20 protein-coding genes and 1 pseudogene are annotated in these 19,710 nt (G+C 67.8%); 10 read left to right on the top strand and 11 right to left on the bottom strand.

Annotated elements, in window-relative coordinates:
• Positions 1 to 31: 31 nt before the first annotated feature.
• Entirely contained in the window at positions 32 to 1,171 is a 1,140-nt protein-coding gene (locus CA982_RS01885; protein ID WP_086533659.1) for a TDT family transporter, read from the top strand.
• Positions 1,172 to 1,351: 180 nt separating this feature from the next.
• The gene (locus CA982_RS01880; RefSeq protein ID WP_086533885.1) at positions 1,352 to 2,422 is read left to right on the top strand and encodes an HNH endonuclease; all 1,071 of its coding nucleotides are present in this window, start codon (positions 1,352 to 1,354) and stop codon (positions 2,420 to 2,422) included.
• Positions 2,423 to 2,854: 432 nt separating this feature from the next.
• Here CA982_RS01880 and CA982_RS01870 read toward each other — a convergent pair whose 3' ends face one another.
• A complete protein-coding gene (locus CA982_RS01870) occupies positions 2,855 to 3,649 on the bottom strand; it encodes a VOC family protein (protein WP_086533658.1) in 795 nt (264 codons plus the stop codon).
• Positions 3,650 to 3,804: 155 nt separating this feature from the next.
• Between CA982_RS01870 and CA982_RS01865 the strand changes: the two genes are divergently transcribed.
• The gene (locus CA982_RS01865) at positions 3,805 to 4,398 is read left to right on the top strand and encodes a hypothetical protein (RefSeq protein WP_086533657.1); all 594 of its coding nucleotides are present in this window, start codon (positions 3,805 to 3,807) and stop codon (positions 4,396 to 4,398) included.
• On the opposite strand, the gene CA982_RS01860 is transcribed toward CA982_RS01865, so the two are convergent.
• The 3 genes from CA982_RS01860 to CA982_RS01850 all read right to left on the bottom strand — a co-directional run bounded on the left by CA982_RS01860 (position 4,373) and on the right by CA982_RS01850 (position 6,684).
• Positions 4,373 to 4,900, bottom strand: coding sequence for a C40 family peptidase (locus CA982_RS01860; protein ID WP_167383319.1), 528 nt, complete (start codon positions 4,898 to 4,900; stop codon positions 4,373 to 4,375). The genes CA982_RS01865 and CA982_RS01860 overlap by 26 nt on opposite strands.
• 135 nt (positions 4,901 to 5,035) lie before the next feature.
• The gene (locus tag CA982_RS01855) at positions 5,036 to 5,419 is read right to left on the bottom strand and encodes a hypothetical protein (protein ID WP_086533655.1); all 384 of its coding nucleotides are present in this window, start codon (positions 5,417 to 5,419) and stop codon (positions 5,036 to 5,038) included.
• Positions 5,420 to 5,445: 26 nt separating this feature from the next.
• Positions 5,446 to 6,684: a 3-ketosteroid-9-alpha-monooxygenase, oxygenase component gene (locus CA982_RS01850; RefSeq protein WP_086533654.1), complete on the bottom strand. Its 1,239-nt coding sequence runs from the start codon at positions 6,682 to 6,684 to the stop codon at positions 5,446 to 5,448.
• A 226-nt stretch (positions 6,685 to 6,910) separates the two neighbouring features.
• On the opposite strand from CA982_RS01850, the gene hsaA reads away from it, so the two are divergent.
• The 7 genes from hsaA (at position 6,911) to CA982_RS01815 (ending at position 13,704) form a co-directional block, all read left to right on the top strand.
• Positions 6,911 to 8,095 (top strand): 3-hydroxy-9,10-secoandrosta-1,3,5(10)-triene-9,17-dione monooxygenase oxygenase subunit, encoded by a 1,185-nt coding sequence (gene hsaA / locus CA982_RS01845; protein WP_064569517.1) that lies wholly within the window; start codon positions 6,911 to 6,913, stop codon positions 8,093 to 8,095.
• A 213-nt stretch (positions 8,096 to 8,308) separates the two neighbouring features.
• Positions 8,309 to 9,220: an iron-dependent extradiol dioxygenase HsaC gene (gene hsaC, locus CA982_RS01840; protein WP_086533653.1), complete on the top strand. Its 912-nt coding sequence runs from the start codon at positions 8,309 to 8,311 to the stop codon at positions 9,218 to 9,220.
• Between the two features lie 16 nt (positions 9,221 to 9,236).
• Positions 9,237 to 9,839 carry a 3-hydroxy-9,10-secoandrosta-1,3,5(10)-triene-9,17-dione monooxygenase reductase subunit gene (gene hsaB / locus CA982_RS01835; protein ID WP_086533652.1) on the top strand — a complete coding sequence of 201 codons (603 nt, stop codon included), beginning with the start codon at positions 9,237 to 9,239 and terminating at the stop codon, positions 9,837 to 9,839.
• On the top strand, positions 9,836 to 11,113 hold the full coding sequence (locus CA982_RS01830) for a hypothetical protein (RefSeq protein ID WP_244176092.1): 1,278 nt from the start codon (positions 9,836 to 9,838) through the stop codon (positions 11,111 to 11,113). Before hsaB ends, CA982_RS01830 begins: the two co-directional genes overlap by 4 nt.
• Entirely contained in the window at positions 11,110 to 11,901 is a 792-nt protein-coding gene (locus CA982_RS01825) for an SDR family oxidoreductase (protein ID WP_086533651.1), read from the top strand. Before CA982_RS01830 ends, CA982_RS01825 begins: the two co-directional genes overlap by 4 nt.
• Positions 11,894 to 13,036 (top strand): sulfotransferase family protein, encoded by a 1,143-nt coding sequence (locus CA982_RS01820; RefSeq protein ID WP_086533650.1) that lies wholly within the window; start codon positions 11,894 to 11,896, stop codon positions 13,034 to 13,036. Before CA982_RS01825 ends, CA982_RS01820 begins: the two co-directional genes overlap by 8 nt.
• Before the next feature lie 38 nt (positions 13,037 to 13,074).
• Entirely contained in the window at positions 13,075 to 13,704 is a 630-nt protein-coding gene (locus tag CA982_RS01815; RefSeq protein WP_086533649.1) for a TMEM175 family protein, read from the top strand.
• A gap of 6 nt (positions 13,705 to 13,710) precedes the next feature.
• Here CA982_RS01815 and CA982_RS01810 read toward each other — a convergent pair whose 3' ends face one another.
• From CA982_RS01810 to CA982_RS01780, 7 genes and pseudogenes are all read right to left on the bottom strand, one after another.
• Entirely contained in the window at positions 13,711 to 14,817 is a 1,107-nt protein-coding gene (locus tag CA982_RS01810; protein WP_086533648.1) for an acyl-CoA dehydrogenase family protein, read from the bottom strand.
• Positions 14,814 to 15,782 carry an acyl-CoA dehydrogenase family protein gene (locus CA982_RS01805; protein ID WP_086533883.1) on the bottom strand — a complete coding sequence of 323 codons (969 nt, stop codon included), beginning with the start codon at positions 15,780 to 15,782 and terminating at the stop codon, positions 14,814 to 14,816. Before CA982_RS01805 ends, CA982_RS01810 begins: the two co-directional genes overlap by 4 nt.
• 5 nt (positions 15,783 to 15,787) lie before the next feature.
• Positions 15,788 to 16,954, bottom strand: coding sequence for an acyl-CoA dehydrogenase family protein (locus CA982_RS01800; RefSeq protein WP_086533647.1), 1,167 nt, complete (start codon positions 16,952 to 16,954; stop codon positions 15,788 to 15,790).
• Between the two features lies 1 nt (position 16,955).
• Positions 16,956 to 17,879 carry an enoyl-CoA hydratase gene (locus tag CA982_RS01795; RefSeq protein ID WP_086533646.1) on the bottom strand — a complete coding sequence of 308 codons (924 nt, stop codon included), beginning with the start codon at positions 17,877 to 17,879 and terminating at the stop codon, positions 16,956 to 16,958.
• Between the two features lie 59 nt (positions 17,880 to 17,938).
• Positions 17,939 to 18,385, bottom strand: a complete 447-nt coding sequence (locus CA982_RS01790) for a dihydrofolate reductase family protein (RefSeq protein ID WP_086533645.1) — start codon at positions 18,383 to 18,385, stop codon at positions 17,939 to 17,941.
• A gap of 229 nt (positions 18,386 to 18,614) precedes the next feature.
• The gene (locus CA982_RS01785) at positions 18,615 to 19,088 is read right to left on the bottom strand and encodes a hypothetical protein (protein WP_086533644.1); all 474 of its coding nucleotides are present in this window, start codon (positions 19,086 to 19,088) and stop codon (positions 18,615 to 18,617) included.
• A gap of 121 nt (positions 19,089 to 19,209) precedes the next feature.
• Positions 19,210 to 19,710: pseudogene (locus tag CA982_RS01780) on the bottom strand (IclR family transcriptional regulator C-terminal domain-containing protein); the annotation flags it as partial.

Raw genomic sequence — 19,710 nt, 5'->3', positions numbered from 1 at the left:
CTACCGGCATCGTGGCATCCGCGGGACTCTGATGGACATGACCACGATGACCGCGACCACCGGACTCGCGACGACGGACCTCGCGACCGCCACAGGTCGCGCGACGGTCCAGCGCCGAGCCTCGTACGTACCGCCCAACTGGTTCGCGGCGGTGATGGGCACGGGGATCATCGCGATCGCCGCGCACAGCCTGCCCTGGCAGCCCGCGGGTCTGGCAGAGGTGGCGACGGTCTTCTGGCTGTTGGCGTGCACCGTGTTCGCCGCCGTGCTGGTCGCCACCGTCCGCCATTGGGTCCGTGACCCGGAGATCGCCCGCGGTCACCATGCTCATCGGGTGGTCGCCCACTTCTACGGGGCCGTGCCGATGGCGATCATGACGGTCGGGACCAGCACGATGGTGGTCGGCGCGACGGTGATCGGGCGGGATCTGGCACTGGGGATCGATGTCGTGTGCTGGGTCATCGGCACCATCGGCGGGGTCTTCACCGCGGTGGCCATCCCGTACCGGCACCTGATCATCGGTCGTCCGGCGGTCGGCGCCGCCTTCGGCGGCTGGCTGATGCCGGTCGTCCCCCCGATGGTCTCGGCGTCGGCGGCCGCGGTCCTCACCGCGCAGCTGCCCGCCGGCTGGGCGTCGCACGGCGTGATGGCCATCGGTGGCGTGATGTTCGTGCTGGCCGCGCTCGCCTCGCTCCCGATCATGGGCGTGCTGGCGGCGCGACTGCGCACCGGCGACGTCGGTGCCGCCCACATGATCCCCACCTGGTGGATCGTCCTCGGGCCGCTCGGCCAGTCGGTCACCGCCGCGTGCCTGCTCGCCCACGTGTCACCGCAGGTGGTCGCCGCGCCCATGGCGGGGACGCTGCATTCGTTCGCCGTCGGCTACGGCCTCACCGTCTGGGTGGCGGCCACTCTCTGGATCGTCGTGGCTGCTCGGCTCACCGCGCGGACGCTGAGGTCGGGGATGCCGTTCGCGATGACCTGGTGGTCGTTCACCTTCCCGCTCGGCACCTACGTCACGGGTTCGAGTGCGCTGGCCCTGACGGTGGGCGGGACGGTCTTCGAGGTCGTGGCCGTCGTCGGATTCACGGTCCTCGTCGTGGCATGGAGCGTGGTGGCGGTTCGGACTCTTCGCGGGGTCGTGTCCCGCGAGCTGCTGCGCGCGCCGTGACCCACTGCCCGTCGGTCCGGTCAGACACGTGATGTGACTGGTGGGGTTTCTGTTCACCACAGTCCACCATGGTTCACCGCTGATGCGTAAGTGACATTGTGTGCAGCACAGTTGAACTCGAAGACGATCGGGTTGTGGAGAATCTTCGTCATCGAACGTGTTGGCGAGTATCTTGGTGTCATGCCCTCGATCACCGAGCTCCGTGACACTCTCATCGTCTTGTCGCCACCGCCCGACGACGGAAGTGGTCGCGCGGTGATCGACCGACTCGACGAACTACGGGTGTTGCGCAACGTCCTCGACCACCAAATCGCCATCCACATAGTGCTTTTAGATGCATCGGGCGCGGCGGCGCGCGCGGGGTCGCGATCTGCGACAACACTTTCCGACGACGACCGGTCGGTATTCGAGAGCGAACTGCTCACCCAGGCGTTCTCCGGTGCCACACCCGCCGAAATCGACGACCACGCCCGTGGGATAGCGATGCGCGTCGCCGACGCCGATCCCGACACGGTGGCGGCCGCAGATGATGCGTCGTTGAACACCCTGCACACCCGGGTGAGCGAGGAGGGCAGGGTCGCGATCACCGCAGATGTGACGGCGGTGATCGGGGAGAAGTTCCTGTCGATGATCGACGAACGATCCGGTCCGCGACCCGAACCCGACGGCGCCGACGATCGGCGCGGTGTCGGGGAGCGTCGTGCGGATGCGCTGGAGTTGTTGTTGGATCAGGCGGCGATCGGCGCGGCCATGACACAGGCGGGGGCGCCGCGTACGCAGGTGTTGGTGACCATCCCGGCCGACGGCACTGATCCGGCGCGCCTGCCGTGGGTCGGGGCGGTCACAGCGTCGACAGCCCGACGCCTGTCGTGTGACGGCGGCGTGGCCGAGATCGTCCTCGACGACGAGGGCGTGCCGTTGCGGATGGGCACCACGAAACGGTTGTTCCCGCATCATCTGCGGCAGGCGATCGTCGTGCGCGATCAGTGCTGTGTGAAATGCGGTGCCCCCGCGGCGCATACCCAAGTCCATCACCTCGTCCATTGGGCTGATGGTGGTGCGACTGATCTGGACAACGGGTGCCTGCTGTGCCAGCGCTGTCACACCCAGGTGCATCACCACGGCTGGCGCGTGGTGATGGGACCCGACCGGCATCCGTGGTTGATCCCGCCGGCCGACATCGACCCACGCCGCTTACCCCGACCGGCCTACAACCGGCGCACCATGCGACTCGACGACGCCCTCGTGTAACCACCTCGGCCCTCGAACCCTCCGGCGTCGACTTCGATGCCACACGACCTTTGACAACTCCACAGTGTGCAACGACCGGCCCCCGCCGGGATGCCGTAGCGGAAGACGGCCCATAGCAGGTCGTTTCGCTACGAATCCCGGCTGGGTCGGGCTGCGGAGCTTGCACGGTTCCGATCGGTGACGGGGCGTCGTGCATTCGGTCCGCTCGTCGTGGCTCAGGCCGGTGGTCTCGACTCGGAAGGCCCACGTGACGAACGCGCCCAGCATCGACGTTCCGGCGAGAGGCAACACGATCATCGCGGTTCCCCAGGCATCGATGAGGACGGCGCCCCTCGGTGCCGTACAGATCGTCTGCGACCACACCACCGTGCGCAACTGAGGTCGCAGGTAGGGCTCACGCGCGGTACGCGTGAGCCCTACCGCGGCCGCACCTCACATGCCGGCGGGCGGATGCCCCAGACAGATCAGGGCGCCCATCGGGTCCTTGATCGCGGCGAGCGTGCCGTACGGGGTGTCCTCGCCGGCCATGAGGATCTCGGCACCGAGTGATTCGGCCTGCTTCACCGTGGCGGCGACGTCGTCGACGGTGATGTAGATCTGCCAGAACGACGGCACCCCGGCGGGGAAGAGTTTGACCGAGTCCATGATCCCCGCGTACGACGTCTCGCCGTAGAAGATCTGGCCGTAGTTGTCGGGTCCCACGGCGTCCGGGTCGCCGCCGGTGCCGACCTCCTCGATGCGCGCGCCGAGCACGGCCCGATAGAAGTCGAGGGACTTGGCGTAGTCCATGCTCTGACATTCGAACCAGTAGGGCGTGCCGTGCTCGCCGAACTCGGTGTAACCCTGATGATTCTTCGGCTGCCAGAACCCGATCGCCGCGCCCGCGGGATCACCCGCCACCAGCATCGTGCCCTCGTCGCCGATGGCCATCGGAGGCACCATGATCGAGCCGCCGGCTGCCTCGACGGCCTTCACCGTGGCGTCGGCGTCCTCGGTGTGGAGGTACACCGACCAGATGTCGGGAGGTCCGGCGCCCTCCATCACCGGGCTCAGACCGGCGACGCGTCGGCCGTTCTTGAGGAAGTTGCGATAACCGCCCATCTCCTCGTCGGGCGCCTCGGCCTCCCAGCCGAAGATCGCGCCGTAGAACTCCTCGGCCTTCGCGGTGTCACTGCTCATCAGGTCGAACCAGATCGGTGCCCCGGAGGGGGCTGCATACTCTGCCATTGCTGGGTCCTCTTTCTTGCTCCGCGTGAACTGGTGGACGACTGCCCGTCGACACACTTCTGACTGACAGGGTCGCGCAAACTCATCGGTCACGGACCGTGTTGTCGGCGAGTCGACTCATATCCACCGGTATCGAGCCATGGCACCCTGGTCAGATGACGACGCATCCGGTGACCGTCGAACGACTCCGCGGCCTGGCGTGGCCCGTGATGATGGCGGGTGGGCTGCTGCTGGTGTTGTTCGCGCAGGTGCAGTGGGGCAGCACCGACGAGGGTGTCGAACCGTCGATCACCGGGTTGGGACGCGTCACGATCCTGGGCGCCAGTGACGACGACGTCGCGTTCTTCTTCGAGGACAACACCGGTAGACCCGGCCTGAGCGTGGTGGTGCTCGGCGCGGTGATCGCGCTCGTCGCCGCCCTCGGCTGGTGGCGCCCACGCCTGCGGCCCTCCGCCGTCGGGCTGATCGGACTCGCATCGATCGTCGTGCTCGTCGTCGGCATCCGGACGCTGAGCGACCCGGCCGCGCATCTGTTCTCCGACCGCGTATCCGAGGCGCTCGACGCCGACCTTCCCGAGATGCAGGCGGGCTACGGATTGATCGGGACCGTCGTGGTCGGGATCTTGCTACTGGCCGCCGTCGGCTTCTGGGTGCTGAGCACCGTGTGGCCGCGTTCCGTCGCGGGCGAGCCCACCGAACGAACCGGGCTCAACCGAACCGGGCTCAGCCAAGCCGACGAATCGTCTTGATGTAGCCCATGTTCTTGAGTTTCGTGAAGCCGATCGGGACGCCGTTGGGGCCGTAGGCGTTGAACACGCGGCCCGCGCCGGCGTAGATGCCGACGTGCCCGGCGTCGCGGCCGAAGATGATGATGTCGCCCGGTGCGAGTGCCCGGAACGGGATCGCGTGTCCGACCTTCGCCTGCTGCTGGCTGGTCCGGGGGAGGTGGACGCCGGTGGTGTAGAACGCCCACCGCACCAGCCCGGAACAGTCCCACGAATGCGGGCCGACGCCGGCCCACTTGTACGGCTTGCCGATCTGGGTGATCGCCGCCCCGAGTGCGTTGAGGCCGACGGTGGTCGGCACCGGCAGGTAGATGGGAACCGACCCGGAGGAGTCCGACGACCCCGCAGCCGCGGCACGACCGGTGTCGAGGAGTGGGGAGCCGGCAAGGGGAACACCGACCGACAGCGCGGCGGTGAGTGCGATGGTGCAGGTCACGCGCGTGGCACGCGTCATCGATACGGACATGACGATCAGCTTGGCCGAGGTGGCCCGGCGTGTCGTCCGTCGTTCCCCAGGTGTGACGAAGGTGTGACCGCTGTGATGCTTGAGGCTTGTGTTAACTAATGGTGCTGCGGGTGTGGTTAATTGCCGACGCCCCGGTCACCAGTAACCGTCCGGATCCGACGCGGGCGACTCGGCGGGGATGATGCCCTCGGTGACCCCGTGGTCGATACTCGCCGACAGCCGGGCGCAGGTGGGCATCATCGCACCGGGGAGCAGCGGGCCGTTCCCGTCGTCGCCACCGGCACGCATCTGTTCGAGGCCGAGGCAGCGGTCCCGGGCGTCGGCATTCCACTGCACGCTGGTGTGGAACGAACTCGTCTTCTTCACGAGCACGCAGGCGTGGCACGCCCGGCACTCGATCTCGCGCATCCCGCCCTGCAGATAGTGCTCGCGGTCGCGGCGAGTGGCCTCGTGAACCCGGGCGAGCCGGTCCGGATCGTCGTGGAAGTCGGGCGCCTTGGCCCAACGGTCGGTAGCCACGCGAACCCCTGCTGCCCGGGTCACCGTCAGACCTCGGCCTTCTCGGTGGAGTCGGCGCCGGCGGACTCGGTCGCCTTCTCGGCCTCTTGGCGACGCAGGTTCTCCTGGATCTCCTCGTTCCAGCTCTCGAGTGCCTTGGAGGTGTCGATCTCGTACTCGAACCGGCCGGTCATCTCGTCGGTGACCTCGGCCTTGTCGACGTAGAACTGGTCGTACCAGCGGCGGAGCTGGTAGACCGGACCGTCCTCCTCGACGAGCAGGGGATTGTCGATGCGGGTCTTGTTCTTCCAGATCTCGACATCCTGCAGGAAGCCCACCTCGACGCCGGCACTGATCTTCGTCGCCATCTTCGACGCCTGCTCGGCGGTCAGGCCCTCGGGGACCTTGGCCATGACGCCGTACATCAGGACGAAGGAGTTCTCGTCGATGGGGTAGTGGCAGTTGGTGAGGATGGTCTCCACGGCGTACCCGCCGTAGTACTGGATCATCGGGTTCAGCATGTACGACGGCCCGTAATACGCCGCGATCGATTCGAGACGGCTGTCGCCGTAGTTGGTGCCGAGGGTGACATCGGGCCGACCGTGCGAATTCATGTACTGCGCGGCGATCTCGCCCTCGAAGACGTTCTTGAAGTAGTCCGGGAGTGCGAAGTGCACATAGTAGAAGTGCGCCATGTCGACGACGTTGTCGATGATCTCGCGACAGTTGGAACCCTCGATCACGATGCGATTCCAGGTCCAGGGAGTCCACTCTTCGGACCCGAACTCCTCGAGCTCGGGGATGATGCACTCCTCCGGGGGCGGGTTGCCCTCGGGATCGTTGTAGACGAAGACCTGGCCGTTGCGGACCATCGACGGCCACGAGCGGGTCTTGGCGAGCTTGGGATTGCGCTTGGCGTAGGGCACACCGGCGCAGCGTCCGTTGCCCTTCCACAGCCAGCCGTGGAACGGGCACGCCACGTTGTCACCGGACAGCTTGCCCTGGGAGAGGTCGCCGCCCATGTGCCGGCAGAAGGCGTCGAGCACGTTCACCTCGCCCTTGGTGTCGACCCAGGCCACCAGCTTGGTGCCGAAGATCGTGACGGAGTGGGGTTTGCCGTCGGAGAACTCGTCGAGCAGCCCGAGGCAGTGCCAGCCCCGCGCGAAGCGGGTGGGTGGCGCACCCGTGTCGATCTCCCGGATGCCCACGTCCGCTCCGTCGGAGGCGGCGGCTGCGCTCGGCGTGCCGGGGCTGCTCGGGGTCATCGTCTCGGGTCCTGAAGACATGTGCCCTCTCCTGTCTGTGGCTCGTGTCGCGTCGAAGAACTGTACTCAATACTAGAACACGTTTCAGATTTGTCAGCCCGATCGCCTCCTCGGAGGGCGATCGGGCCTGTACATGGGCATAAAGTCCCGGTGCTCGACAGAAATGAGAACGTGTTCTAATCTCGAACTCGATGGTTACAGCGGCCGGCGTGTCCGGTCGAGGGAGAGACGAGTAGGAGCAGGCGAGATGCCAGCACAACGGAGCGAAGCCGCCGAGCAGGTCCTGGAGAAGATCAACGTCCTGCTCCCGGAACTCGAGCAGCGTGCGCAGTCGACCGAGGATCTGCGCCGCATCCCCGACGAGACCGTGTCGAGCCTCGAGACCGCCGGCTTCTTCAGGCTGTTGCAGCCCGAGCAATGGGGTGGCTACGAGGTCGACCCGGTCACCTTCTACGAGGCGGTGCGTCGTATCGCGTCGGCGTGCGGTTCCACCGGGTGGGTCTCCGGCATCATCGGCGTGCACAACTGGCACCTCGCGCTGTTCGACCAGCAGGCCCAGGAAGACGTGTGGGGTTCGGACACCAACGTCCGCATCTCGTCGTCGTACGCGCCGATGGGCATGGGTGAGGTCGTCGACGGCGGCTACAAGGTCAATGGTTCGTGGGCGTGGTCGTCGGGGTGCGAGACTGCTGACTGGGTCTTTGTCGGGGGTCCGGTCATCAAGAACGGCAAGCCCGTCGACTTCGTCAGCTTCCTGATCCCGCGCGAGGACTACACGATCAAGGACGTGTGGAACGTCGTCGGACTGCGGGGCACCGGGTCGAACACGATCGAGGTCAAGGATGTGTTCGTGCCCCGCCACCGCATGCTCAGCATGCGCACGATGTCGATGGGTCAGAGTCCGGGCCTGGAGCGGAACACCGCGCCGGTCTACAAGATGCCCTGGGGCACCATTCATCCCAGCACCATCGCGACGCCGATCGTCGGCATGGCGTACGGCGCCTACCGCGCCCACGTCGAGCACCAGGGCAAGCGGGTGCGGGCGGCGTACGCGGGCGAGAAGGCCAAGGAGGATCCGTTCGCGAAGGTCCGGATCGCCGAGGCCGCCAGCGACATCGACGCCGCCTGGCGTCAGCTGTCGGGCAATCTGCAGGCCGAGTACGACCTCATCCTCGCCGGCGAGGAGATCCCCATGGAGCTGCGCCTGTCCGCACGACGTGACCAGGTGCGTGCGACCGGACGTGCGATCGCCGCCATCGATCGGCTCTTCGAGAACTCGGGTGCCCACGCCCTGGAGAACGGGACACCGATCCAGCGCTTCTGGCGCGATGCCCACGCCGGCCGTGTGCACGCCGCGAACGACCCGGAGCGCGCCTACGTCGCATTCGGCAACGGCGAGTTCGGGATTCCCATCGGCGACACGATGGTGTGACCCTTCGTGACGCTCGCAAGCTCGCTCCTCAGGGAGCAAAGACAGAGGCTCGCAAGCTCGCTCCTCAGGGAGCAAAGACAGAGGCTCGCAAGCTCGCTCCTCAACGGGCGGGAGGGCGCATCCCCTGCCCCCTGAGGAGCCCGGAGCTTGCGGAGGGCGTCACGAAGGGTCTGGCCAGCGCCGTCGACAAGAGCACACAAGAGGAGTCAGCAGATGAGCGACAGTCCGATCCGCTCGTTGGGATACATGAGGATCGAGGCCACCGACGTCGAGGCGTGGCGTACCTACGGCCTCAAGGTCCTCGGCATGATCGAGGGTTCCGGTCTCACCGAGGGCGCCCTGTATCTCCGCATGGACGACTTCCCGGCCCGGCTGGTCATCGTGCCGTCCGAGCACGACCGGCTCGCGAGCGCGGGCTGGGAGGTCGCGAATGCCGCCGAGCTGCAGGATGTCCGGGATCGCCTGGGACGCGCGGGTGTGGTGTTCCGGGAGGGCAAGGACGAGGAGATCGCCGACCGTCGCGTCGCGGAGATGATCGTCTTCGACGACCCGGCGGACAACACCCTCGAGGTCTTCCACGGCGCCGCGCTGGAGCACCGGCGCGTGGTCAGCCCGTATGGCCACCGCTTCGTCACCGAGGAGCAGGGCCTGGGGCACGTCGTGCTGACCTGCTCCGACGACAAGGCCGCGCTCGAGTTCTACCGGGACGTACTGGGATTCAAGCTCCGCGACTCGATGCGGCTGCCTCCGCAGGTGGTCGGCCGCGAAGAGGGCGACGAGGTGCCGTGGTTGCGGTTCCTCGGGTGTAACCCGCGGCACCACTCGCTGGCCTTCCTGCCGATCCCGAACAGCACCGGCATCGTGCACCTGATGGTCGAGGTGGAGAACGCCGACGACGTGGGTCTGTGCCTGGACCGGGCGTTGCGCAAGAAGGTGCCGATGTCGGCCACGCTCGGCCGCCACGTCAACGACCTCATGCTCTCCTTCTACATGAAGACGCCCGGCGGCTTCGACATCGAGTTCGGTTGCGAGGGAAGAACTGTGAAGGACGACGAGTGGATTGCCCGGGAGAGCACGGCCGTGAGTCTGTGGGGGCATGACTTCAGCGTCGGGTTCAAGGGCTGAGATGCCCCTTTCTGAGATGCCCTCCGGCGCCACGACCCAGCAGCCCCACGCGCGGTCGCCCTACGGGTCCGCCGACTTCGATTCCCGCCAGTTCCGGACCGCGATGGGCCAGTTCTGCACCGGGGTCACGGTCATCACGACGCTCGACGACGAGGGCAAACCGGTCGGCTTCGCCTGCCAGTCGTTCGCCGCACTGTCACTCGATCCGCCGCTGGTCCTGTTCTGCCCGATGAAGACCTCCCGGAGCTGGAAGGTGATCGAGAAGACGGGCAAGTTCTGCGTGAACGTGCTCTCGAATCGCCAGCAGGACGTCAGCGCGGCGTTCGGCGCCCCCGGCGACGACAAGTTCGCGAACATCACCTGGGACCCGTCGCCGGCCGGCCTTCCGGTCATCCGCCACGGACTCACCTGGGTGGAGTGTGACGTGGACAGTGTCACCGACGGCGGCGACCACCACATCGTCATCGGACGTGCGCTGACTCTCGGAGAAGTGCTGCAGGACAAGCCGTTGCTGTTCTACCGTGGCGGCTACCTGTCGACCGAACACCCGCGGGTCACGCCCGCGCAGGCAGAGTTGGAAAATTTCCTGACATGGACGGGCGGGGACACCTGGCTATGACCGTCGACGACGCGACGAGCACCCACACGACGAAGACCGACACAGCGGGCACCGACACAGCGGGCACCGACACAGGGGGCACCGACACAGGGGGCACCGCACCGCCACTGGTCACGCAGCCGCTCCTGGACGCGATCGCGGAGGCCGAGAGGCTGGTGGCGTCGGCCGAGTTCGCCGAGACCGACCAGGACCTCGCCGAGGGCTACGACTACCTCGCGGGCAGCATCGCCGCGATCGTCCAGCTGGTGCGCGCCCGGTCCCTCTCGCACCCGAACTTCGTCACGTCCACGGGGCCGGCCACGAAGATGGGCCTGGACAACCCGGACACGCTCTACTACCACGCCGATGTCGAGCCCAGCGGCACGTATCGGGTGCGCGGACGGCGCGGGACCACAGCGGATCTGAGCTTCCAGGTGCTGCGCGGGGACTACACGGCCTCGTCCGTGCCCGGCGGCGAGGACGCCTTCGACGATCGCCGACTGACGATCGCCTCCGACGGTTCCTACGAGCTGACCTTCGGCCCACCCATCCCGGACGCCCCGGACGACTACTTTCCGCTCGGCGAGGGCGCGTCGATGCTCGCGGTGCGCGAGGTCTACTCCGACTGGTCGGCGCGCAAGGGGTCGATCACCATCGAGCGGGTCGACACCGTGGGGACCGCGCCGGCCGAACCGGACCTGGCCCGGGTGTCGCGGCGGTACGCGACCGCGGGCAAGATGCTGACGGCCCGCATCAACACCTGGTTCAACTTCCCGAAATGGTTCTACCTCGACGAGCCGGTCAACACGTTCACCGAACCGCGGCAGACCCCCGGGGGGCTCAGCACACAGTTCTCCTCGGTCGGTCATTTCCGGCTCGGTCCGGACGAGGCGATGGTCATCACCATCCCGCGGTCGGACGCCCCATACCAGGGCTTCCAGCTCGGCAGCATGTGGTACATCTCGCTCGACTACGTCAACCACCAGACCAGCCTGAACTCCGCTCAGGCGCAGGTCGATCCGGACGGCATGATCCGGATGGTGGTGTCGCATCGCGATCCGGGCGTCGCGAACTGGATCGAGACGACGGGCCGGTCGCAGGGCATCCTGCAATTCCGCTGGCAGCGTAGCGATTCCCCGATCGGCCCGGAGCTGGGCCCGACCGCGCAGGTCGTCGCATTCGACGACGTCGCCGCCCACCTGCCGCACCTCGAACACAACAGGATCGACGCCGACGGCTGGGCGGAACGGATTGCGGCACGTCAGCGTGCCTTCGCCGAGAGGATGCTGGGATGAGCGTGCCGGGGGGCCTACTGGCCGACAAGGTCGTCGTGGTGTCGGGAGTCGGTCCGGGACTGGGGCGGTCGATCTGCCTTCGTGCGGCCGCGGAGGGCGCGCGGGTCGTCCTCGCCGCCCGCACGGAATCACGGCTGAAGGAGGTCGCCGCCGAGATCGACGCCGCCGGCGGGACCAGTCTCGTCGTCCCGGCCGACATCACCGATGACGCCGCCGTCGACAACCTGGTCGCCACCGCCGTCGCCGAGTTCGGCCGAGCCGATGTGCTGGTCAACAACGCCTTCGCACTCCCGTCGATGAAGCCGTTGTCGCGCACCGACTTCGACCAGATAGCGAGCAGTATCGACGTCACCGTGCTGGGGACGTTGCGGGTCATCCGCGCGTTCACCGCGGCGCTGGCCGAGGCCGACGGTTCGATCGTGAACATCAACTCGATGGTCATCCGGCACTCCGAACCCCGATACGGCAGTTACAAGATCGCGAAGTCGGCGCTGCTGGCGATGTCGCAGTCGCTGGCTTCCGAGCTCGGCGACAAGGGGATTCGCATCAACTCGGTCGCACCGGGTTACATCTGGGATGACCAGCTGAAGTGGTACTTCGGCGAGGTCGCCAAGAAGTACGGGATCTCACCCGACGACGTCTACCAACAGACGGCCTCGAAGTCCGACCTCAAGCGATTGCCGGAGCCGGACGAGATCGCCGACGCCGTCGTGTTCCTCGCCTCCCCGATGGCGCGTGCCATCACCGGACACACCCTGGACGTGAATTGCGGTGAATACCATGACTAGTGCGGCACGTACCGACGTCGGCACCATCGAGGACCTGCATTCCTCGGCGACTCGCGCGACCGGCCTCGACGACTTCGGGGGCACCGACTACCTGGAGCCTCTGGGCATCCTGCTCGAGTCGTACCGGTCCGAGGCGGGACTGACCGAGATGGGCAGCAAGATGTTCCGCTTCTTCCTCAAGGGGGCGTTGGTCGCCCGGCTGCTCAGCGAGGCATCGTGGAAGGCGAACCCCGGGTACGCCGATGTCGAGGTGACGCGGCCGATCTTCGTGACCGGTCTGCCCCGTACGGGAACGACGGCGCTGCACCGGTTGCTCGCCGCCGATCCCGCGCATCAGGGCGTCGAGATGTGGCTCGCGGAGTTCCCGCAACCGCGGCCGCCCCGCGACACCTGGCCCGACAACCCGGTCTACCAGCAGATCCAAGCCGGTTTCGAGCAGCACCACGTCGAGAACCCCGAGTTCATGGGGCTGCACTACATGGACGCGGGTGAGGTCGAGGAGTGCTGGCAGCTGCTCCGGCAGAGCGTCATGTCGATCTCGTACGAATCGCTGGCGCACGTCCCGACCTATTCGCAGTGGCTCAGCCGCCAGGACTGGACGCCGGCCTATCTCCGGCATCGCAAGAATCTCCAGCTGATCGGCCTCAACGATCCCGGGAAACGCTGGGTTCTGAAGAACCCCAGCCACCTGTTCGCCCTCGATGCGCTCATGGCGGCGTACCCGGATGCCCTGGTGATCCAGACCCACCGGCCGCCCACCACGCTCATCGCGTCGATGTGCAGCCTGGCCGAGCACGCCACCCCGGGGTGGTCGACGACGTTCACCGGCGCACAGGTCGGCCAGGACCAGCTCGAGTTGTGGTCGCGCGGTCTGCGGGAGTTCTCGGCGGCGCGCAAGCGCTATGACCCGGCGCAGTTCCTCGACATCGAGTTCACCGACCTGCGGTCGGACCCGATGGACACCGTCGAGCGCGTCTACGCCGCGCTGGACACCCCGATGTCGGAGGCGGCGCGGGCCGCGGTCACGGCCCTCGACGAGGAGAGCCAGTCGGGCGCACGCAAGCCCCAGCACCGTTATCAGCTCTCCGATTACGGACTCGACGAGGCCACGGTCGAGGCGGCCTTCGCCGTCTGACACACCGATCGCCGGCCGGTCGCTCTACAGTGCATCGCATGACAGAACCGGAGAACCGACAGTCGACGGAGGGACTGAGCCGGCTCATCGCCTTCGCCGACGCGGTGGTCGCGATCGCGTTGACCCTGCTGGTGCTCCCGCTCGTCGACATCGCCAACGATCTGCGTGAGGACTCGTCGGTCACGGACGTGGTGTCCGACAGGTCGGTCGAGCTTGTCAGTTTCTTCGTCAGTTTCGCGGTCATCTGGATCCTCTGGCGTCAGCACCACCAGACGATGGAGTACTTCCGCGCCTACGATCGCACGCTGATCAATCTCCACTTCGTCTGGTTGCTGACGATCGTGGCGCTGCCATTCGCGACGGCTCTCGTCGACGGCGCGCACGTCGGGCAGGCCAACATCCTCTACATCGGTGTGCTGGCCGTCTCCGTGGGTTCGCTCATCGCGATCGCGGAATGGGGCCGCCGGCACCGGGAGCTGCTGGCCGACGACGACGCGACCGACCGGTGGGCGTCGTCGTCGAGTGGAGTCGGCACACTCGTGATCCTCGCCATCGCCCTGGTCGTCGCGATCGTGTTCCCGCGCAGCGGAAATCTCCCGCTGGTGCTGTTGGTGCTCACCGACCCGATCGAGCGGATGATCGCGCGCCGACGCGGCCGGCGGGACTGACCGGCGTCAGCGCAGCGAGCGCGCGAGTTCGGCCACGGCGCTGTGCGGTGCGCCGAACATCTGCGAGGTCGCCTGCGCGCGTTTGAAATACAGCTGGATGTCGTGTTCCCAGGTGATGCCGATCCCGCCGTGCAACTGGATCGCCTCACCCGCGACCCGACGGTAGGCATCGGAGCAGTACACATGGGCGGCCGTTGCCAGGGCGTCGGCATCGGGGTCGTCGGCGGCGATCGCGGCGACCGCGGCCCGGGCGATCGACCGCGCCGTCTCGACCGACACGTACATGTCGGCCATCCGGTGCTTGAGTGCCTGGAACGAGCCGATGGTGCGGCCGAACTGCTTGCGGGACCCGGTGTAGTCGACGGTGAGGTCGAGGGCCCGCTGTGCGCCACCGACCTGCTCGGCGGACAGCAGGGCCCACGCGAGCGCCCGGAGGCGGGTTGCGAGATCGTCCGGGGCCGGGATCGCCGTGGACGCGGCCTCGTCGAAACGCACCGACGACAGGGCTCGGGTGGGGTCCAGTACGGGCATCGGCGACACCGAGACACCGTCCGCATCAGCGGCCACCTCATGCAGGGTCACGTGCGTACCGGGACCGGCCGCCAGTACGAGGAGCACGTCGGCCGACTCGCCGTCGACGACGAAGTGTGAGGTCCCGGATAGGAGTCCGGCCTCGGCGCGCACCCCGGGGGTCTGCCAGCCGCGTTCACCGGCCCAGCACACCGCGGCCGTCCGTTCGCCGGCGGCCAGGGCGGGGAGCAGTCGCGACGACGCGTCGTCGTCGGCCGCGAGGAGGATCGCGCCGGTGGCGAGCGCGGAGCCGAGCGCCGGGACGGGACTCAGTGCGGCGCCCAGTTCCTCGAGGACCGCGGCCGACTCCACCCACGACGCCCCGGCGCCGCCGAACTGCTCGGGGATCGCCAGCGCGGCCACGCCGATCTCGGTGCACAGCGTCCGCCACAGGCTCGAGTCGATCCGCCCGGGCGCCGACATGGCGGCGCGGACCGCCGTCGAATCGCCGCGGCGGCGCAGCAGATCCCGCACCGCCTCGACGAGTGCCTCCCGTTCCTCGGCGCTGATCGCCGGGCTTTCGGTGCTGGTACTGACGGTCACAGCGTCTCCAGGATGCGTTGGCGGTGTACGGCGGGGGAGCCCCAGGCGTTGAGCAGCGCCCGGGTCTTGGTGATGTACAGCGAGATGTCGTGTTCGGCGGTGTAGCCGATCGCACCCATGACCTGCAGCGAGCGGCGGGCCGACAGGTCGGCCGCCTCGGCGGCCGCGACCTTGGCCGCGGACACGTCACGGGAGACATCGGTGCCCTCCGGCACCTGGCCGTCGATGCCCAGGGCGGCCGCGTGGACGAGTGGACGCGCCATCTCGATGGCGATCGCCACGTCGGCCAGGTGATGCTTGACCGCCTGGAAGGATCCGATCGGGCGGCCGAACTGCTTGCGCGACTGCGCATATTCCGACGCGATGGACAACATGGCCTGACCCAGACCGAGCAGCTGCGCGGCCGTGGCGAGAGCACCCGCGTCGGCCGCGTCGGAGGCATCGACCCCGCTCGCCAGCACCTCCCCGGCGGTGACCCGGGACAGGGTGCGGGTGCCGTCCACCGACGCCTCGGTGCTCTGCACGGTCGCACGGGAGAGCACGCCGTCGTCGACGAGATACACATCGGCGGAGGCCGTGTCGGCGGCCAACGGCTGGAGCGGTCGGATCGCACACGTCGCCAGCCGGCCCTCGGCGAGGTCACTGAGGGGGCCCGACACGTCGGCGTCGTGCAGCAGGATCGGCAGCACGGCCACGCTCTCGACGATCGGCCCCGGGGCGCAGTGGCGTCCGAGCTGTTCGACGGCGACGACCATCTCCACCGCCCCGGCGCTGCTGCCGCCGTGTGATTCGTCGATCAGCAGACCGCTGATGCCCGCATCGGCGAGCTGTGAGTAGACCTTGGCGACGGCCGCGCGGTCGCCGGCCGCCCAGGCGCGCGTGGCGGTCGGCATGTCGGCCTTGCCCAGCATCGCATCCACCGTCGAGGCGAGATCGGTGTGGATGTCGGAGAGTCGAAAGTCCATGATGATCACCGATCTCCGCGGGGAAGGCCGAGCAGGCGCTCGGCGATGACATTGCGCTGGATCTCGTTGGTGCCCGCATAGATCGGCCCGGACAGCGAGAACAGGTAACCGTCGGTCCACTGGTCGTCGAGTTCGGCCGCGGGGCCCTGGAGGTCGAGCGCCGTCTCGTGGGCGGCGATGTCCCACTGGGACCAGAAGACCTTGTTGATGGAGGACTCCATGCCGAGCGCGCCGCCGGCCGCGAGGCGACTCACCGTCTGGTAGGTCGACAGTTCGTAGGCGCGCGACCCGATCCACGCATCCGCGACGCGCGCATCGGTGTTCGCCGTCGACGGGACGTCATCCCGGTTCGACCGCCAGAGCTCGACGAGGCGGTCGGTGGTGGCCAGGAATCGGCCGGGCGCCCGCAACGACAGTCCGCGCTCGTTGGCGGCGGTGCTCATCGCGACCCGCCACCCGTTGTCCACCTCACCGATGACGCCCGACTCACCCGGGCTCGACGGGTCGTCGGGGACGAAGACGTTCTCCAGGAACAGTTCCGCGAATCCGGCCTCGCCGTCGAGCTGTGCGATCGGCCGGACGGTCACGCCCTCGCTGCGCAGGTCGAACATGAAGTAGGTGAGCCCCTTGTGGCGCTGCGCCTGTTTGTCGGTGCGGAACAGGCCGAAGGCCCGATCGGCGAAACTCGACCGCGAGCTCCAGGTCTTCTGCCCGTTGAGCAGCCAGCCGCCGTCGGTCCGAACGGCGGTCGACCGCAGCGACGCGAGGTCGCTGCCGGCCTCGGGTTCGCTCCAGGCCTGCCCCCAGATGTCGTCGGCGTTGGCCATCCGCGGCAGGATGCGTTCCAGCTGAGCGGGACTCGCGTGCTCGAACAGGGTGGGTGCGAGAAGGAAGATGCCGTTCTGGCTGACGCGTCCGGGCGCACCCGAACGGTAGTACTCCTCCTCGAAGATGACCCAGTGCAGCAGCGGCGCATCGCGGCCGCCGTACTCCTCCGGCCAGCTGACGACCGACATCCGGTCGGCGGCCATCGTCCGCTCCCACTCGCGGTGCGCCTCGAATCCCTCGGCCGTGTCCATCGACGGGAGCGGTTCGTGCGGAACATGCTCGGCCAGCCATGCGCGGACCTCGGCGCGGAAGGCGTCGGCGGCGTCGTCGAACAGCAGGTCCACGTCAGCTCCCCGATCCCGACGCGGTGCCGGTCGATGCCGACGCCTTCATCGACTTCGCGTCCATGCCGCCGAGCGAGTCGCCGCCCGCCTCGGAGTTGGCCGCGTGCGCGAAGTGGTGCCACCCGAAGACCGAGTCCATCGACGTGCGCAGCCCCATCTGGTCTTCGCAGATGTTGACGGCCTTCTTGCTCAGGAAGAGACCCTGCATCGGCATGGCGACGGCCTTCTCGGCGATCTCGTTCACCTTGGTCTCGAGCGCATCGCGCGGTACGACATGGTTGACCATGCCCCAGTCGGCTGCCTGCGTGGCGGTGAACCGCTCGCCGGTGAACAGGATCTCTTTCGCCCGGCGCGGGCCGAGCACGAAGGCATGGGCGAAGTACTCGACGCCGGGGATGCCCATCCGCGCGACCGGGTCCGAGAAGAAGGCGTCGTCGGAGGCGACGATGAAGTCGCAGATCCACGCGAGCATGAGACCGCCCGCGATGCAGGCGCCGTGGACCTGTGCGATGAGGGGTTTGGGGATGTCGCGCCACCGGCGACACATCCCCATGTAGACCTCCATCTCGCGGGCCAGGCGCTGATCGGCCCCGGTCTTGTCGGTGTGATCCCAGTGCAGGACGGCCGCGTTCGCGTAGTACGTGTCGAAGTCGCGTTCGGGGGTGCCGATGTCGTGGCCTGCGGAGAAGTGCTTACCGTTGGCGCGCAGCACGATCACCTTCACCGCGGCGTCGTCGACGGCCCTGCGGAACGCCGCGTCGAGCGAATAGGTCATCACCGAGTTCTGCGCGTTGCGGTACTCCGGGCGGTTCAGCGTCACATAGGCCACCGCGCCCTCGGGGCCGCCGGTCTCGTAGGCGACCGGTGAGGTGTCGGGACCCAGATCGTCGGGTCCGAGCGGGGGTGGGATGACGGCGTCACTCATGCCCCCGAGCCTAACCTAGCAAGTGCTTGGTTGGTAGTCGGTGTGGGCGATCGCCCGGGTCAGAAGTGCGGTGTGGGGCGGTAGGTGAGTTCCTGGATCCGGCCGTCGAGGAGGCGGCTGTCCACGAGATCGAGGTCGAAGTCGGTGGCCGCGCCGAACACGGGCTCGGTGCCGCTGGTGCCGCTGATCACCGGAAAGATGGTCACCCGGACGAAGTCCACGAGACCGGCGGCCATGAGCGAGGCGTTGAGGGACAGGCTGCCGTGCGAGTGCAGCGGGACGTCCGACTCGTCCTTGAGGCGTCGTACGGTGTCGCCCGCGTCGCCGGACACGACCGTCGCGTCGGGCCACCCGCTGGTGTCGGTCACCGTCGAGGAGATGACCGTCGCCGGCATCGCACGCATCAGGGCGAGCCAGTCGTCGATGTCCTCGGTGTCCGCGGGGGCGCCCGCGGTGACCGGGATCAACTCGACGAACTCACGAAACGTGGTGGCACCGAGGACCATCCGATGATTTCTCTGCTCCCTGAGGAGCGAGCGAAGCGAGCCACGAAGGGCAGGGTGACGTGCCTCGCCAACCCTTCGTGGCTCGTCGCTTGCGCTCCTCGCACCTCAGGGAGCAGTTGAACGCGCCCTCCGCAAGCTCCGGGCCTCCTCAGGGAGCAATGGGGTCGCTTTCTTTCAGATTGGGGAGCAGGGTGCCGCCGCCGGAAGTCATCGGTGGCGGGAGCCGGGCTCAGGGGATGACGATGCTCCCACCGCAACTCGTGGACGGGATGCTCCAGAGTGCGTTCCGGTTGACCGCGCCGAAGGTCACCGCGACGCGGCCCTTGCCGATCTGACTGACCGGGATCACGAAGTAGTGGACGCCCTGGTAAGGCGGGTTCACGCGGACGTTGCTCACCTTGGAGCCACGCTTGCCGGTGGCGAGGTTGTGCCAGTCGAGACGGGCGGAGGACTGATACCCGCCGGGGAAGTAGCTGGTGAAGTCGCTGGCGATGTAGGCGTTTCCGGCATACGTGCTGACGATGGCGCGTCGCGCCAGGAACGGGACGTCGACGACGTTGGGGCTCAGGCCCACGCAGTTCGACAGCGGATACTCGCGCGTCACCGCATCGGCGTCGCCGGTTGCGGCGACGCCGAGGCCGGCGGCCGAGGCCAGTGCGATGGCGGCGGCGGCCAACCGGGTGATCGTCTTCGTGCCGGGCATGTCTCGACTCCCTTGCTGGTGGCGATGGTCGCGTGGCGTGATCATCGGTCAGTTTCCCGCAGAAAGCCCGTTTCGTGTCGATTTCGGCGCGGCGAGTCCATTCGATCGGCCGATTGTCTCCTCACCTGAGATGGCGCGATATCCCGTCGGCAGCTGCCCGCGTGGCCTCGCCCAGCCGGTGCAACTCGTCGACGGCGAGTGTCCGGTTCGGGCACACGACGATCGCCGCGATCACTCGCTGGGCGGCGTCGAAGACGGGTGCGCCGATGGTGACCACGGGCACCCCGGTGCCCTCGACCGCGCAGGAGTCGATCTCCTCGGGCAGGTAGTCGATGACGGACAGTTCGGTGAGCAGGTCGCCGACCCTGGCGCGCAGGGTGTCCGACATGGTGTCGAGCGAGCTCAGGGCCTCGATCATCGCCACGTGGTCGTCGGTCATGCGCTCGATCGAATAGCCGCGGTCGGCGACGACGTCGAGCACCATGCGCAACCGCGTGCGGGTGGATTCGGCGGCCCGGCCGATCCAGTCCGAGCGGTCGTCGTCCGGGTCGAACGCGATGAATTCCCGGCAGATCGGCGGACGGAGTCTGATCCGGCTGCCGTTGCGCAGCCAGGGGTGGGG

The sequence above is a fragment of the Gordonia lacunae genome, assembly GCF_002149015.1.
In the GTDB taxonomy this organism is placed as follows: Bacteria; Actinomycetota; Actinomycetes; order Mycobacteriales; family Mycobacteriaceae; genus Gordonia; species Gordonia lacunae.
The sequence above is the reverse complement of the archived record's forward strand: the minus strand, read 5'-3'. Positions and strand labels throughout refer to the sequence as shown.

Coding starts and splice junctions, on each gene's coding strand:
- CA982_RS01880 (WP_086533885.1), top strand. CDS start 1,352: ATGCCCTCGATCACCGAGCTCCGTGACACTCTCATCGTCTTGTCGCCA.
- CA982_RS01815 (WP_086533649.1), top strand. CDS start 13,075: ATGACAGAACCGGAGAACCGACAGTCGACGGAGGGACTGAGCCGGCTC.
- CA982_RS01795 (WP_086533646.1), bottom strand. CDS start 17,879: ATGAGTGACGCCGTCATCCCACCCCCGCTCGGACCCGACGATCTGGGT.
- CA982_RS01830 (WP_244176092.1), top strand. CDS start 9,836: ATGACCGTCGACGACGCGACGAGCACCCACACGACGAAGACCGACACA.
- CA982_RS01850 (WP_086533654.1), bottom strand. CDS start 6,684: ATGTCTTCAGGACCCGAGACGATGACCCCGAGCAGCCCCGGCACGCCG.
- CA982_RS01820 (WP_086533650.1), top strand. CDS start 11,894: ATGACTAGTGCGGCACGTACCGACGTCGGCACCATCGAGGACCTGCAT.
- CA982_RS01785 (WP_086533644.1), bottom strand. CDS start 19,088: ATGCCCGGCACGAAGACGATCACCCGGTTGGCCGCCGCCGCCATCGCA.
- CA982_RS01870 (WP_086533658.1), bottom strand. CDS start 3,649: ATGGCAGAGTATGCAGCCCCCTCCGGGGCACCGATCTGGTTCGACCTG.
- CA982_RS01825 (WP_086533651.1), top strand. CDS start 11,110: ATGAGCGTGCCGGGGGGCCTACTGGCCGACAAGGTCGTCGTGGTGTCG.
- CA982_RS01865 (WP_086533657.1), top strand. CDS start 3,805: ATGACGACGCATCCGGTGACCGTCGAACGACTCCGCGGCCTGGCGTGG.
- hsaC (WP_086533653.1), top strand. CDS start 8,309: ATGAGCGACAGTCCGATCCGCTCGTTGGGATACATGAGGATCGAGGCC.
- CA982_RS01805 (WP_086533883.1), bottom strand. CDS start 15,782: ATGGACTTTCGACTCTCCGACATCCACACCGATCTCGCCTCGACGGTG.
- CA982_RS01860 (WP_167383319.1), bottom strand. CDS start 4,900: ATGTCCGTATCGATGACGCGTGCCACGCGCGTGACCTGCACCATCGCA.
- hsaA (WP_064569517.1), top strand. CDS start 6,911: ATGCCAGCACAACGGAGCGAAGCCGCCGAGCAGGTCCTGGAGAAGATC.
- CA982_RS01885 (WP_086533659.1), top strand. CDS start 32: ATGGACATGACCACGATGACCGCGACCACCGGACTCGCGACGACGGAC.
- CA982_RS01790 (WP_086533645.1), bottom strand. CDS start 18,385: ATGGTCCTCGGTGCCACCACGTTTCGTGAGTTCGTCGAGTTGATCCCG.
- hsaB (WP_086533652.1), top strand. CDS start 9,237: ATGCCCTCCGGCGCCACGACCCAGCAGCCCCACGCGCGGTCGCCCTAC.